Source organism: Parabacteroides sp. MSK.9.14 (genome assembly GCF_019041495.1).
Lineage (GTDB): Bacteria > Bacteroidota > Bacteroidia > Bacteroidales > Tannerellaceae > Parabacteroides > Parabacteroides merdae.
This window is the reverse complement of record NZ_JAHPXO010000006.1, coordinates 88,014-102,661: the sequence shown is the minus strand read 5'-3', so window position 1 is coordinate 102,661 and position 14,648 is coordinate 88,014. Positions and strand designations below refer to the sequence as shown.

Genomic DNA, 14,648 nt, shown 5'->3' with positions numbered 1-14,648 from the left:
ATGATCGGTCTCTATTTTTAATTCTCAATTTTTAAGTGCTTCATATATTCTGATGGAGTCTTTCCGTACTGCTTCTGGAAGCAGGTGGAGAAGTAGGCAGGTGACGAAAAGCCGACTTGGAAAGCGATCTCGCTGATGCGGTTCTCTCCGTTCTGCATCAGCAGGATCGCCTTCTTTAAGCGGGCAATGCGGATGAAGTCGTTAGGAGAAAGACCGGACAGACCCTTAACTTTGCGGTAGAGGCTGGAAGTGCTCATTCCCATCGTATCGGCAAGCATCTCAACGGAGAGTGCTTCATTGCTGAGGTGTTCTTCCAAATAATCGTTCAGTTTGCGAAGGAAAATATCATCCACCTGCGAAACGGCGAGAGAGGCTACCGGGGCGAACGGCTTCTCCAAATAGGTTTTGTTCAGTAGCTTACGGCTTTTCAAAAGGTTGCCCACTTGGGCCGTCAGCAGTTCGATAGAGAACGGTTTCTCCATATAGGCATCGGCTCCAGAGTTCAGTCCCTTCAGGCGTGATTGCAGGTTGTGTTGTGCTGTCAGCAGGATAAACGGGATATGGCTGACATTGACATCGTTTTTCATTTCGTTGCAAAGTTCGAAGCCGTCCATGATCGGCATCATGACATCGCTGATGATTAGGTTGACCGTGTTTTTACGGACCAGATCAAGAGCTACTTTCCCGTTTTCCGCTTCTAGCACTTGATATGTTTCCGCCAGTTCGCGGGCGATGAAATGGCGCATATCATTTTGGTCTTCGACAATTAAGATAACCGATTTGCCCGTTTCGGCCAATGTGACTATTTCCGCTTTCTCTTTTCCAGCAGTGGTCTGGAAACTGTCTTCCTGCTGTTCTGGGAGCATCAGGACAAACTGGTTCAAGCCGTCCGGCGTTTGTCGATAGAACAGTCTGCCGCAGTGGAATTCGGTCAAAGAGTGGGCCAGCGACAAACCGATACCGCTTCCTTGCTGGTTTTCTGTCTCTTTGAGGCGGTAGAACGGATTGAATATATTTTCGATTTCACTGTCGGGTATCAGATGCCCGTCGTTGGTGACGAGCAGGGTGAACATGCGCTCTTCACCTGAAGGAGGGAGTAATTCGAGCGATATCCGGCTGTCCGAGTACTTCAGTGCATTGCTGACCAGGTTGCTGACGATCTTCGAGAATGCTTCTCGGTCCAGACAGGCCTCGAAAGGTAGATCCGGCAGCTTGACTGTGAAATTCTTGTTTCCCTGTTCGAAAGCCGGACGGAACGGATGCAGGATCGTTTCCAGCCAGAGGACGACATCGGTCTTGACATAGTTCAGTTTGAACCCGCGGCTTTCCGTCTTGCGGAAGTCCAATAGTTGGTTACTTAGGTCTAACAGTCGCCCAGTGTTTTTCTCGATGATTCGTAGGTTCTCCTGTGTGGCGGGCGTTCCATCCCCTGAACGAAGGATTTTTTCCAGCGGGGCTTTTATCAGGGTAAGAGGTGTCCGTATTTCATGCGTGATAAAGGTAAAGAACTGTATTTTTGCATTATAAAGTTCTTTTTCCTTCTTACTTTCGAATATTTCACGGTTGATGCGGTGTTTTTCTTCCAGTTTGGCTTTTTTATAGTTATACCAGAGTACGATCAGCAGGCATAAGATCGTGAAATAAATGAGTAATGCCCATCCGGTAGCCCAGAATGGCGGTGTCACCGTGATCCGAAGAGTCGTCTCGTTATCTTGCCAAACCCCGCTGCTATTGGTCGATTTTACCCGGAAAACATAGTCGCCGGGTGACAGGTTGGCAAAGGTCACGTCTTTATTCTGCTTCATATAGATCCAGTCTTTGTCACTCCCTTCCAAACGGTAGGCATACTGGATCGCGTCTGGAGATGTATAGCTCAATGCCACATACGAAAGGGTAAAAGTGGAGCGGTTATGCGGAAGTTTCAATTCTCCGTTTTTCATAATCTGGTTGACATTATATTTAGGGGCACCGATGCGGTCGTCCTGCACATCTATGCGAGTGATACATACCGACGGTGAATAAACATCCTCTTTGAAATCGCGCGGATTAAAGGCGATCATTCCGTTTATCGTTCCCATATACATGATCCCATCCGGCATCTTGTAGGCAGAACAATAGTTGAATTGCGTTTCGGGCAAGCCATCCGTGTACGAGAAAGTCTTCATCACATATGTTTCCGGGTTAAAACGAACCAGCCCGTTGGCCGTTGCAATCCAGAAAAGATGTTCGTCGTCTTCTAAAATACGGTGTACGATATTGCTGGGCAGTCCGTTTTCAACCGTGATGCGGTTGAATGAATCCGATATCTCGTTGTAGAGGGAGAAACCATAGGTCGTTGCCACCCAAATCCGTTTTTTCGAATCTTCGAATATGGATGTCACGTTGTTGTCGCCGATGGTCTGTGACCGCTCGCGGTTGGATGTATAGTGCGCTAACTTCTTGTCAGTTTTAGAATAGCGATAAGCGCCGGAGGTGGTCGCAACCCAGATATCCCCTTTGCTGTCTTTGTAGATTTGACGTACCATCGACTTAATCTCTGTTTTCCAAGGGGTGAAACATTCTTCTTTTTTATGGAAGAGGACAAGCCCTTCGGAGGTCCCGATCAGGATTTCGTCTTCGGAGAGTTTGCAAAAGCAGAGTATGAAGTCTGCCGGAAGCAGGTTGTCGGTATTGTTCCGGGTATATCGTTTGATGATTTTCCCGGAAGGGATGTCCAGAAGGTCGATTCCGGTGTTGAATGTCCCTACCCACAACCGGCTGCCGTCGGCAAGCAGGCCGTGGATATTGGTTGCCGAAAGCGGGTGGACTGGGTTGGTACGGGAGAAGTTCGTGATCTTGCCGGTAGTCGGGTTATAGCGGTTGATCCCGTTATCTTCCGTTCCTAACCAGAGGTTGCCGTATCGGTCCGGACAGATTTCACGTACGGCATTTCCCGGCATTCCCGGATGGGTTTTCCCTCCGATAAAATATTTAAACGGGACATATTCTTTGGGCAGGTAGTTGATTCCTCCGAAAAAGGTGGTAACCCATATCCCTCCTTCACGGTCTTTTGTGATCGAATAGGCTGCATTGTCGGAGATCGTATATTCGTTTGTCAACGATTTTTGCAGGTGCGTGATGCTCCGGTCTGCCATATTCAGGATGTAGACACCGGACTCGGATGCGATCCAGTACGTATTCTCACTACACTGCTTGATGTCGCGAACCTGTATATCTGGGATGACTGTTTCCGTTTTCCGGTTGTGCCGGTCGTAAAACTTGAGTCCTGCCCGGTCTGTCCCGACCAGTATTCCCCAATCCGGCACGAGGCAAAGCTTGGTGAGGTTGATCGGATTTTCTTTTTCCTTTTCAGTCAGTATCGGGATACGGGCGAATTTGTCTGCCTCCGGTTTGTAGAAAAACAGGTCGCTGCGTCCGGCGAGGATCGGCTCGCTCTCTTCGTTCATCGTGATGTCTATCATGCTTATCTGCTCCCCTTCGGGGTAGAAATGCGGACTGCTTTCGCCTGAAAGGGCATAGCGGGCGATCCGGTTGTAGCTCATCAGCCACAAATTCCCTTTTTTATCTTCTCTGATTTGTTGGAAATATTCTGGGGCGTTGTTGCTGTCGGAAAAGGTCAGGGGATGGAAAGCATCTGTTTGATAGTCGTAATAGCAGGTGTGGGAATAGGTGCAGACCCATATCCTACCGGTCGAATCTTCGAAAAGGCTGATGATCCTGTCGTTCGGCAGACTTTCCGGCTCGTACGAGTTGTAGCGGTATATCCGGAACTGATGTCCGTCGAAACGGTTCAATCCGTCGTCCGTCCCGAACCACATGAATCCTTTTTTATCCTGTAGGGCACAATAAACCGTGTTGTGCGACAATCCCTGTTTGTTGGTATAGTGGCGGAAATAAAGGTCGTGCGACCAGCCGGACCGGGGGAGGAGGAGCGAAAGCGTGCCCAGTAGAATGATAAGGAATGTTCTCATGCCCTGCGAGTGTTTTTTTTGTAAAGTACAAATGTAAAGGAATTTTGCAAAACACTCAATATCGAGGTACAAATTCGGTTTATGGGTGGTAGTAACTTGGCGTCGTAAATAGTTCAATGCGGCAAACGTAGGGGACTTTCGGTACGATCCGTCCCGCCCTGTCCGGACGGACGTGGGGCGGGATGGAGAGCCGGATCATCTTACCGGAAATTCCGTAATCCGGAGGGTCGTGCATCCGTAAGGGATCAGTTCGATCGTCTCCTCGTCGCCAAAGTCTTTGCCTTGCTGCGTGTAGTAGGGTACCGGACCTGCCGAGCCTCTGACTTGCGTCCAGCCGTTCAGTCGCATTGCCTTCGTTTTGATGCGTATGGGGGCGTTCTCGACATTCCATGGATAGGGGGTGGTAATGTCTGATTTTTCTACCGTGAAAGCATCCTTGATCCGGTCGGGCGAGAAGGAACGGGCCGGCAGGGCGTAGTTCCAGGGACTGTCAGACGTCACCTCGTAATACCATTTGCCGTACACGTCGGACTTATCGCTTTCAAACGCTTTCTTTTCCCATTTCTCGTTCATCTTCAGGGCATAGACCAGCGGTCCCCGTTCGACAACAGCGCTGTTTTCATACCAGCGGCTGACGGTCACCTCCATCGGCAGTTCGAGGGATAGGATATCGCCCTCTTTCCATTCCCGGTTGATACGTGTGACGGTTCCGGGATAGGCATCGACCGTCAGCGGTTTGCCGTTGAGCTTGACCACCGGTTGCTTGCACCAGCCCGGTATGCGCAGGTGGAAGGGGAAGAAGACCTTTTTCACTTTCTTGTCCGTAAACGAAACATGGTAGCGTACTGTCTCCTCGAAAGGATAGGCCGTTTCCTCTTTCAGGTTCACCTCGATTCCTCCTGCCACTCGTGCCGTTACTTGCGAGGGGGCGAAGAGCAGGGAGGCGAGTCCGTTGTCGGCAGTCGCGTACCAGAGGTTCTGGACGAATTTGGGCCAGCCTTGGTGAAGATTGGACGTGCAACAGGGATAGCCGGTCAGCTCGCCGAAAAGCAGGTCGGTGTCGTCGTGCGGGGTGGAGAACTCCCTCCACTCGCGGGTGACGGCGATCTGGTTGGTCTGCTGGTAATACTGGCGGGCGGAGTAGTCGTCGGTCACTTGAGTGGGCAAGGCGTTGTATGCCACGCGCTCCAGGTAGTCGGCCCATTGCATGTCCCCTGTGACCTCCAGTATCGTTTCCAGTGAGTACATCATCTCTACGGCGGTACAGAGCTCTGAGCCTGTCGTCGGTTTGCCGAAGCGCAGCAGTTCGTCTCCTCCCCAAAGGCCGGTAGGCAATCCGATGGTGTGACGGATGTCGTTGACCGCTTGGCGGGTGGCTTGGATTTGCTTGGAGTCTTTGCCTTGCTGGTAATAAACGATCGGTTCCTTGAAACCTTGTGCGAGGTTCACACAGTGCAGGCTGTGTTGGCGTCTGAGATGATTTTGATTTAAAAAGATATCTGTCCAGTTGAACGTCTGTTTATGGATTAACTCGCCTAAATCCAACAGGAATTTGTCGCCGGTGATGTTGTACAGCCAATAGACGACCATCAGGTTATCCCCTCCGCGCTGTTCGCCCCAGAAGGTCCATTTGCCTAACGGGTTTTTGGGCAGTTCGTCCAGTTGGTATCGGAAATATCGGGTCATGAAGTCGATCACGCGCCGGTCCTGCGTAGCCGTGTAGTATTGTTGCATGACTTTCAGCATGACCATTTTGGGCCACCAGTCTTGCGCGTTGTTGCGTTGCAGACCGGGTTCGTAGTCGCGGTCGGTATCGGGGCCGAAGTAGCCGTTGGGCTTTTGTGATGCCAAGGTCCATTCGATCCAAGGTTGTACCTTTTCGATCAGGGCTTGGTCGTTCAGGAGATAAGCCAACGGCAGAAGTCCGTCGATCCAGTACGGACCCCGTTCCCACACGTCACCGTCACCGCCGAGCCATCCGTTTCGGGGACCCATTACTTTCGTGTAGACCTTATCCAAGTGGCCGGTCATTCCGTCGCGCATACGGGTCAGTTGGTCGTGCATCCACCCTTCGGCGCGGATGGTTCCGAGAGGCAGTTGGATGTAGTCTTTTTGCAAGAGCGGGTGTCGGTTGTTCCGGTAACTTTCGGCTGCGGGTTCTTCGCCGGCGGCCGAGACAGTCGCCACCGTGAGGGTGGCGACTGCTGTCAGGAAAATTTTTTTCAATTTGTTCATGGTGATAGGATGATGTTATGTTATTCTTGATAATCGATCCATACTTTCATCTTGCCTGCTTTGCGGTTGTCCCAGGCATAGTAAGGAATGAAATGTAGTGTTTGTCCATTCGATATGGCTTTGATTGAGCGGATGCCACCCAGGTTGTCCGGTTCGTCTTTGACCTCGAATGAGGAGGTGGGCGTCAGTGCGAGGTCGGCAAAGCCTTTCGCGTTGTCCGTCTCTTCGAGGCAGTAGACCAGCGGTCCGCGTTGCAGGGCGCGCTTGCCCGTGTTTTGCCGCACGCGCGGGTCGGCTGATACTTTTTCGACCGGCATGTCCATGTTGAGCACGATCAAGTCGCCGGTTTTCCATTCCTTGATGACGGTATATCCCTTGTCGGTCGTACTGTCGACTTTGTTCCCGTTGACCGACAGGGTGTATGACTTGCACCATCCGGGGATACGGATGCGCAACTCCTTGCCGAGCGGTTGTTCGGAGGTGACGGTCAGCTTGACCAGCCCGTCCCAAGGGTAGTCCGTTTCTTGTTTCATGACGACCTTTTTCCCGTCGATCGTGACTTCGGTGGTGTTTCCGATGAAGAGGTTTACCCACAAGGCCTTGTCCGATGTCCCATAGATATAGTTCCCGATGGAAGGCAGGAAGCGCGAGATCTGGCTCGGACAGCAGGCGCACCCGTACCAGGCCTGGCGGTGATGGTCTCCGTTCGATTCCAGCGGATTGACGTAGAAGAAGCGGTCTCCAGCCAGTGAGACGCCAGCTAGCGCACCGTTGTACATGGAACGTTCCAGTACGTCTATGTATTTCGAATCGCCTGTGAACTGGTTCATGCGTTGGTTCCAGTAGACCATCCCGACGGAAGCGCATGTCTCGCAGTAGGCATCGAGGTTCGGCAGGTCATAGTCTTCGGTAAAGCCTTCGTTGTGCCGTGAAGAGCCGATCCCGCCGGTCACGTACATGTTACGTAGTACTACGTCGTCCCAGAGGCGGTTCAAAGCCTCGACATAAGCGATGTCTTTTTTCAAGGCTGCCACATCGGCCATCCCGCAGTACAGGTACATGCAACGGACGGCATGCCCCGAAATGTCGGTCAGTTCTCTTACCGGGATAACATCCTGGTAGTAGGCTGGGTCCCATTTCCCTTCGCCACCCATGCTCCCGTGTCCGTGTCCGCGTTCTTCGAGCAGCCAGTTGGCGAAGTCGAGATATTTTTCCTGACCGGTTGTCCGGTATATTTTCACCAAAGCCAATTCGATCTCCTCATGTCCCGGCACCCAATGGCGCTTGCCGGGACCGAACAGTTCCATCATGTGGTCTGCCATACGGATGCTCACATCGAGCAGTTTCCGTTTTCCGGTTGCCTGGTAATAGGCGACGGCGGCTTCCATCATGTGGCCGGCACAATACATCTCATGCTTGTCCATGTTGTTCCAACGTTTGTCTTGTCCGGTCAGTGTGTAGAATGTATTGATATATCCGTCCGGTTGTTGGGCTGCCGCGATCTTGTCGATCCATTCGTCCGCTTTCTTTTCCAGTTCGGGGTCCGGGTTGTTGATCAGGCTGTAGGCGATACCTTCCAACGCTTTATATACGTCCGAATCGTCGAAGAAGATACCGGAATGCTTCCCTGTCCCTCTGGCTGCATTTTCAAAATTTTGCATTCTTCCGGTTTGGTTCTCTATTTGGTCGATACAGACAGGGAGTGTAGCCGATGTGTGCTTGGCGAGACGTGGCGACCAGAAGTTGTCCCGGATGTGCACGTGCGAGAAGTCTATCTGGTCGATTATTTTCAAAGGCGGGGTTTCTATTTGGTCTTGTCCGCCGCATCCCCATAGTGCCATACAGGCAAAGAGTAGTACAAAATACTGTTTCATGGTTTTAAAATTTAATGTTATAATTTGCAACTTATTTTTGTCAAAGTAGGAGAGGTGGCTGTCTTTGTCCCGTTGATGAAAATCGACAGTCCGGCTCCTCGTTTATATTTATCACCTGTCTTATCATAAAGCACGCATATTGTTTTGCCACGATAAGTCAGATTGTCCAGGCAAAAGTAATCCCAATATCCTTCCGGTATCAACGGGTTGACATCGAGTTCCTCTTCTTCACTTGGCCGGATTCCGATTAACCCGTTGATGACGAGGTCGCAGAATAAAGAATGATTATAATCTTTTCCGCGTTCTTCGGGTTTTTGGTGACGTGTTGACAACATTGTCCTGGATATCCAATCGCCAGTAAAAGGATTCAGGTTTTCGTCAATCCATGGTGTTAGTATGCCATTCGCGTCTTTCTTATACAGGCTTCGTGCATAAATCGAGAATAAAGTTATGAAATCTCGTGAATCTACAAAAGATTGCGTTTGATTATTTAACAAATTAGCCAATCCGACCAATGTCATCGAGGTCGCGTATGGCCAAGAAGGACCGTTCCACTGGCATTCATGTCCTTCGTAAGCAACTTTGAATTGAGGATGGCATTGTTCGGCAGTTGTTGGCCCGTAAGGAGCGAGAAAATGTCGTGTGTTCATCAGGAATTTCCAGGCGACGGCATAGTCCGCGGAAGCCAGGTCGAATGCCCAAGGCGTATATCCGTGTAGTTCGCGTACGTCTTTTAAAGAAGCGTTTTTTTCAACAGACAGTACTTTTAGAAATTCCGCTTTGGGGTCCCATAAATATTTGAACATGTTTTCTTTGATCCGGCAGGCTTCGGTTTCGAGTGCTTGTGCTTGGTTGTCGTTTTTCCAATGTGCGATTTTGGATAAGGTGGCGGCTTCGGCTGCCATATATGAGTTGATGGTTACCCGAAAACCGTGTCCGCCGATCGAAACTTCCATGCCGTCTTCTCCGTCTTTTTGCCAGAACAATCCTTTTTCAGCTATGAATTTTTTTTTCTTCCACTCTGAATAGTTTTGTAAAAGTTCCGGATATAACTCTTTCAGCAATTGATAATTCCCCGTGATCTGACAATATTGGTAGATTGCATGGGCAACGGGAAAACTGTAGGAATGCGTGTCACCTCCTCCCTTCAGCCAATAGTACGCATAGTCTTTGAGGAAACCGGAATACTTCAGCCACCTGCCTTCCCGAAAGTGGAACCAGGCAGGGCAACAGATGCCGTTGTGCTTTCCGGCCCACGGGACATCCGGAAGGAATTCGGTTACGATGAACCCGTCCGGTGTCTTTTTCAAATGTTTCCGGAAAGTCCACCAGCGGAAATAATAGATTTCCTCTATGTTTTTGTCCGGACATTCGAATAGCGGTATATTGCCGGATAAGAATTCTTTTGCCTGTCCGTTTGAAATATGTTGCACATACAATTCCTTGTCTTGCATGTTGAACCGGTCGATATACGAGCCTATCATGGCGGGATCAAGGACCTGCCCTGTGGTTGTATATGGAAAAGCCGTGACTGTGAGAAGAAAGTATAGGAGAAGGATTACAAGTTTGTTCATAAGGACATTTTTTATTTGCAGGGAAGCTTGCTTCCCTGCGAGGTTTGTAAGTTGATTACGTTTGTTATTTATAATGGGGGTTTTGTTCCAAGTTGGGATTGGAGGTCAAAACTTTTTCGGGTATCGGGAAGACGGATCGGTAATCACCTTGTGGTTTATGCGAGAGCCAGCTTTTTTTCGTGTAAACACCGAATCGGATGGCGTCTCGTCTGCGGTGCATTTCCCATGCGAATTCCCAACCCAGTTCGTCATACATTCTACCGAATCGGATGAGGTCCGTGTTCCCTTTGTCTGTAACGGTGTAGTGTTCCACATAGCCATATTGATATGAACTGTTTTCTTGTAACTGTGCATCGGTTACTATCGCTAATTCGGGATTGTCTTTGAATGCCCGTTTGCGGACTTCCGTGACCAAGAGGCCGGCTCCTGGTTTTCCCGAACGCAATAAGCATTCCGCTTTCATCAGGAGTACTTCTGCGTATCGGAACAGAGGCACATCCGTTTCGGATGAGGATTGCTCGCCTTTTACGATTTCGAATTTGTTCATGCGAAAACCTTCCATCTCACTGGTGTAATTCCCGTCCGGAAGATCTTTCGTATAGACAAGCGGTTCTCCCATTTTGTCGTATGTCCCGTATAGAGGACTTCCGTCTGCAGCTCGTTGTTCGCCCATCAGCCAGCTATCGGCCAGACGGGAATCTTCGGGATCATACGTGTCGATGAATTGAGTGACCCCCATAGCTGAACCGCATCCCCAAGGAGTCGCTTCGGTTTCGTATTTCTTTTTCAGTTCCCCGTGCCAGGAAAACATGTGGATCGAATTACCCCCGGCGATATTTGCATCGAACGGGATGGTGAAAATGACCTCTTTGGATGTTTCCACGCCTGTAGAACGGAAGGGGTCTTTGTAGTTGTCGGACAATGCGAACCTGTTGCTGTTTATGATGTCATCACACTGTTGGATACAGTCGTCCCAGTGTTCTTCGCCTGTATATACCTTGGTATTCAGGTATATGTTTGCCAACAGCGTCTTTGCCGCCCATTTGTTCATCCGTCCGTAAAAATTTCCGCCTTGTTCTTCACTTAAAGAAGGGATGATTTCTTTCAGTTCTTTTACTATGAAGTCGAAGATCTCTTTACGGTTACTTTTGGAGGGTAGTTCCATCGTGGTTGTCGTGACTAACGGAGCGTCTCCGAAATTGTCGCAGATTTGCCAATAATAATAGGCTCTCATGGCCCGTAATTCCGCTAATCCCATTGTTTTGTCCGCTTCGGAAGATGCCGGTAAAATACCGTTTTCTATTTGTTCTATCACTTTGTTGCATAATAAGGCGCCTTGATAGAAGTTGGACCATATTTCTGAGACGTGTCCTTGTTCGGAGTTCCATGTTTGGTAGTGCATACGTCGATAGACTCCGCCATCATCCCTGCCGGAAGCGTTAGGGGGCATGACGATGGCGTCGGCACTGACCTCTTGTGTCGTGAAATATCCTCCATGACTGGGGAAACTTCTGAGTTGGCTATATACGCTGGCAATAGATGGTGAGAAATCGTCGACCGTGTAATTGTAGGTTTGTTCGGTTATTTTGGAATATACTTTTTCATCCAAGTCATTGCTACAGGAAACGATTGTTCCGGAACAACATAACGCTAAAAAAAATTTTGTATAAGTATTCATGATAATTACGTTACGATTAAAATTTGACAGATATTCCTAATGTGTAAGTCCGTGTAGAAGGATAACGGTTCTTATTGTCGACTCCTGGTGCCAAGCCGCTTATGCTTACTTCCGGATCAATGCCGGAGTAGCCTGTGATAGTGGCGAGGTTGGAAATCGTGCCATAGATTCTCAAGCGTTTTATCCAAGAATTGAATTTAAATGTATATCCTAAGGTCACGTTGTCGATTTTCCAATAATTGCCTTTTTCGATATAATAGCTGACATATTGTAATTCTTGGTCGGCCGCTAAAGGAACTTTCCCGTATTTCGTATCGAATGCCGCATTCAGCACGTTCCCTCTTGACAACATGACCGGCGATTCATATTGCAGGCGTGGCATGTTCAGGATGTCGAAACCGAAAGCACCGCGCATGGTCATGTTGAAATCGAAGTTTTTCCAATTTAGGGTGTTGTTCCAGTTCAAGTAATGTTTAGGCAGGCCGTTCCCGATGATCTGTTTGTCTGTCGGTTGTAGTTGTGATATCGGTTTCGGACTGCCGTCGGCTCCTTCTATGATCCAGTGTCCGTTCTCATCGATATCGATACTTTTGTATCCCCAGAAATTACCAATCGGTTGTCCTTCCTGAATGCGGTGGGTTGTCGTTTGTAAGGGTTCTCCCGTAGAACCTTGATCCGAGTAACCGCTGGAGACAAACTGATCGTTGGAAAGTGACAAAAGTTCGTTTTTGTTTGTCGAGTAATTCATGGATGTCGTCCATTGGAAATCTTTTGTTTGGACAGGGATGACCGTGATACCGGCTTCTATTCCTTGGTTGCGCATCGATCCGGCGTTTGCTACCATACGGGAGAACAGGTAAGGAGGAGATGGCACGTCATAGTCCCATAACAAATCTTCTGTTTTGCGATTGTAGTAATCGATATTACCTGTGATGCGATCTTCCCAAAAACCGAAGTCGACACCGATGTTGATCTCTTTTTTCTTTTCCCATCTCAATTCGGGGTTCGCATTTGAATCCGGTCTGATGGTTTTGATCCATTGATTGTTATAATAAACATAAGTTCCGAAGTTCAGCGTGTTCAGTGACATATACGGATCACTTGGAACCGTTCCCGTGACACCATATCCGGCACGTAGTTTCAAGATGGACAAGACATCGGTGTCTTCCAGGAACTGTTCTCCTTTGATGTTCCAGGCAGCAGAAACAGATGGGAAGTTGCCCCATTTGTGATCGGCTCCGAATTTGGTGGAACCTTCGTGACGGAGACTGGCTGCAAACATATATTTCCCTTTATAGCTGTAGTTCAGACGGCCGAAGTAACCGATCAGTTTGCTTTCATTGGCCGTCGAGTATTCCGTTCCGCGTCCGTCTTTCAGTGCCTGCCCTGTGCCCATATTATTATAGGTATAGTCATTGGAGGGAAAATTGAAATTCTGCATGTAAAAATTCTGGTAATGCGTCTTTTGCCAACTATATCCTCCTAAGAGTGTAAACGAATGGTCTTCAAAAATGGTTTTCCTCCATTGTACGGTCAGTTCCGACAAATCTTCATTTGAGCGCGTGGAACCACGGGAAGCATATCCGTTTTTGCCGTCTTTCCAAGTGGATTTGTGTTGCTGGGTCTCGTAATATCCTCTGACTTGGTTATAGGTATTGGAAGAAAACAGATATTTGATATCTAATCCTTCGATTGGTGTATAAGTGATATTGGCGAACATGCGCAGGTTGGTTGCTTGGTTTTCTCCTTCCACTTCGTTCAGGAGGGATACAGGGTTGAAGTATTCGTTTTTAGTGCTTTCCGAATAATTGCCGTTTTTGTCGTACACAGGAGTGGTCGGATTGTATATCAAAGCGTTTCTATATACTTCGCTGTTGTAGCCCCCACCATCGGAACCGGAAAAATAGGTTTGTTTGTAACCGCTCAGGCTTGCGTTCAGTTTCAATTTGTTATTGAACATGCGATGAGTGATTTCTACACGCGGGTAGAACATCTGGTTGTTTGTACGTTTGATCAGGCCGTTCAGACCACGGTATTCGAAGCTGGCCACATAATTGGTCGTACGGCTGCCACCGCGCAGGCTGATGTTGTAAATCTGTGTGAACGGTGTACGGGTCACTTCGTCCAGCCAGTCGGTTGATGCACCGTCGTCTTGGGCTCCCGGCCATCCTTCCTGTACGCGTCGGCGATATTCGTCTGCTTTCATGAACGGCAAGGTCTTTGTGATTTGCTGGGTGGAAAGATAAGCATTGACATCTACTTCCGTAGGCATTTCTCCATTGGCATTCTTGGTGGTAATCAATATGACGCCGTTTGTTCCTCTGGTTCCGTAGATCGCGGCGGCGGAACCGTCTTTCAGGACGTCGATCTGTTCGATGTCATCGGGTGAGACGGAGTTCAGGTCGCCGGGTATCCCGTCGATGAGCACCAAAGGGCTGGAGCTGGCTTTCAAGGTGGTGATTCCACGTAAGGCGATCTGCGAGGTGGAAGTCGGGTTGGCATCCGGCGTAATGATACTTAGGCCAGGAACTTTCCCTTTGATCAGTTGTGCGGCATCCGTAGTCGGTGTTTTTACGAAATTATCGGATTTGATTGTGGAAATGGAACTGGCCACTTCCCCTTTCTTTTGCGTACCGTATCCGACAACTACCACTTCATCGATCTTTTGGGTGTCTTCGATCAGTATGACGTCGGCCGTTTTGTTGTTATCGATAACGATTTCTTTTGTCAGGTAGCCGATGTAAGAAATTTGCAAGATGGCTTTTGGTGGAACTTCCAAGGTGTATTTCCCATTGATATCCGTGACTGTTCCGATAGAAGTCCCTTTTATGATCACGTTCGCACCAATGACGGGTTCTCCGTTGTTGTCGGTTACTGTACCTGTGATGGTCCGGCTTTGTTGGCCGATAAGAGATGTCCTGCCCTTATCGTTCTTTTTCAACAGGAGGATGTACCGGTTGTCGAATTCGTAGGTGATATCAGTATCTTTGAAAGCTTCTTCAAGATAGGATATCATTTTCCCGGATGTGTTTTGGACAGTAATGTAACGTTCTATGTCTACTTCACGACTTTTGAAAACGACCAGATAATCGGTTTGATTTTCAATTTGAGTGATCAACTGGCCGACTGATATCACGCTCTGTTCCAGTTTTATGATTGTGTTTTGTGTTTCCGAATTAAGCGCTATCGTCTGAAAAGTACAGGCGAAAAGCATGAAGGACGGTAACAAAGTTTTCATTTTCATATCTTTTCTAAGTAATAAAGTGAATACTAAATGAATTTTGTAGATAAAGGCTTGTCTGTTGATAACGGATGT

Annotated in this window: 6 protein-coding genes; all 6 read right to left on the bottom strand. The window is 48.6% G+C overall.

Annotated elements, in window-relative coordinates; translation table 11 throughout:
• Positions 1 to 17 precede the first annotated feature (17 nt).
• Positions 18 to 3,971, bottom strand: a complete 3,954-nt coding sequence (locus KTG12_RS05075; protein ID WP_022322779.1) for a hybrid sensor histidine kinase/response regulator transcription factor — start codon at positions 3,969 to 3,971, stop codon at positions 18 to 20.
• 195 nt (positions 3,972 to 4,166) lie between these two features.
• Positions 4,167 to 6,206: a beta-L-arabinofuranosidase domain-containing protein gene (locus tag KTG12_RS05070; protein ID WP_005641420.1), complete on the bottom strand. Its 2,040-nt coding sequence runs from the start codon at positions 6,204 to 6,206 to the stop codon at positions 4,167 to 4,169.
• A 20-nt stretch (positions 6,207 to 6,226) separates the two neighbouring features.
• Positions 6,227 to 8,080 carry a glycoside hydrolase family 127 protein gene (locus KTG12_RS05065; RefSeq protein ID WP_155144088.1) on the bottom strand — a complete coding sequence of 618 codons (1,854 nt, stop codon included), beginning with the start codon at positions 8,078 to 8,080 and terminating at the stop codon, positions 6,227 to 6,229.
• A 17-nt stretch (positions 8,081 to 8,097) separates the two neighbouring features.
• The gene (locus KTG12_RS05060) at positions 8,098 to 9,654 is read right to left on the bottom strand and encodes a glycosyl hydrolase family 65 protein (RefSeq protein WP_005648419.1); all 1,557 of its coding nucleotides are present in this window, start codon (positions 9,652 to 9,654) and stop codon (positions 8,098 to 8,100) included.
• A gap of 64 nt (positions 9,655 to 9,718) precedes the next feature.
• Positions 9,719 to 11,332: a RagB/SusD family nutrient uptake outer membrane protein gene (locus tag KTG12_RS05055; RefSeq protein ID WP_216945412.1), complete on the bottom strand. Its 1,614-nt coding sequence runs from the start codon at positions 11,330 to 11,332 to the stop codon at positions 9,719 to 9,721.
• Positions 11,333 to 11,348: 16 nt separating this feature from the next.
• Complete coding sequence (locus KTG12_RS05050) at positions 11,349 to 14,576, bottom strand: TonB-dependent receptor (protein ID WP_005641412.1); 3,228 nt, start codon at positions 14,574 to 14,576, stop codon at positions 11,349 to 11,351.
• Positions 14,577 to 14,648: the final 72 nt, after the last annotated feature.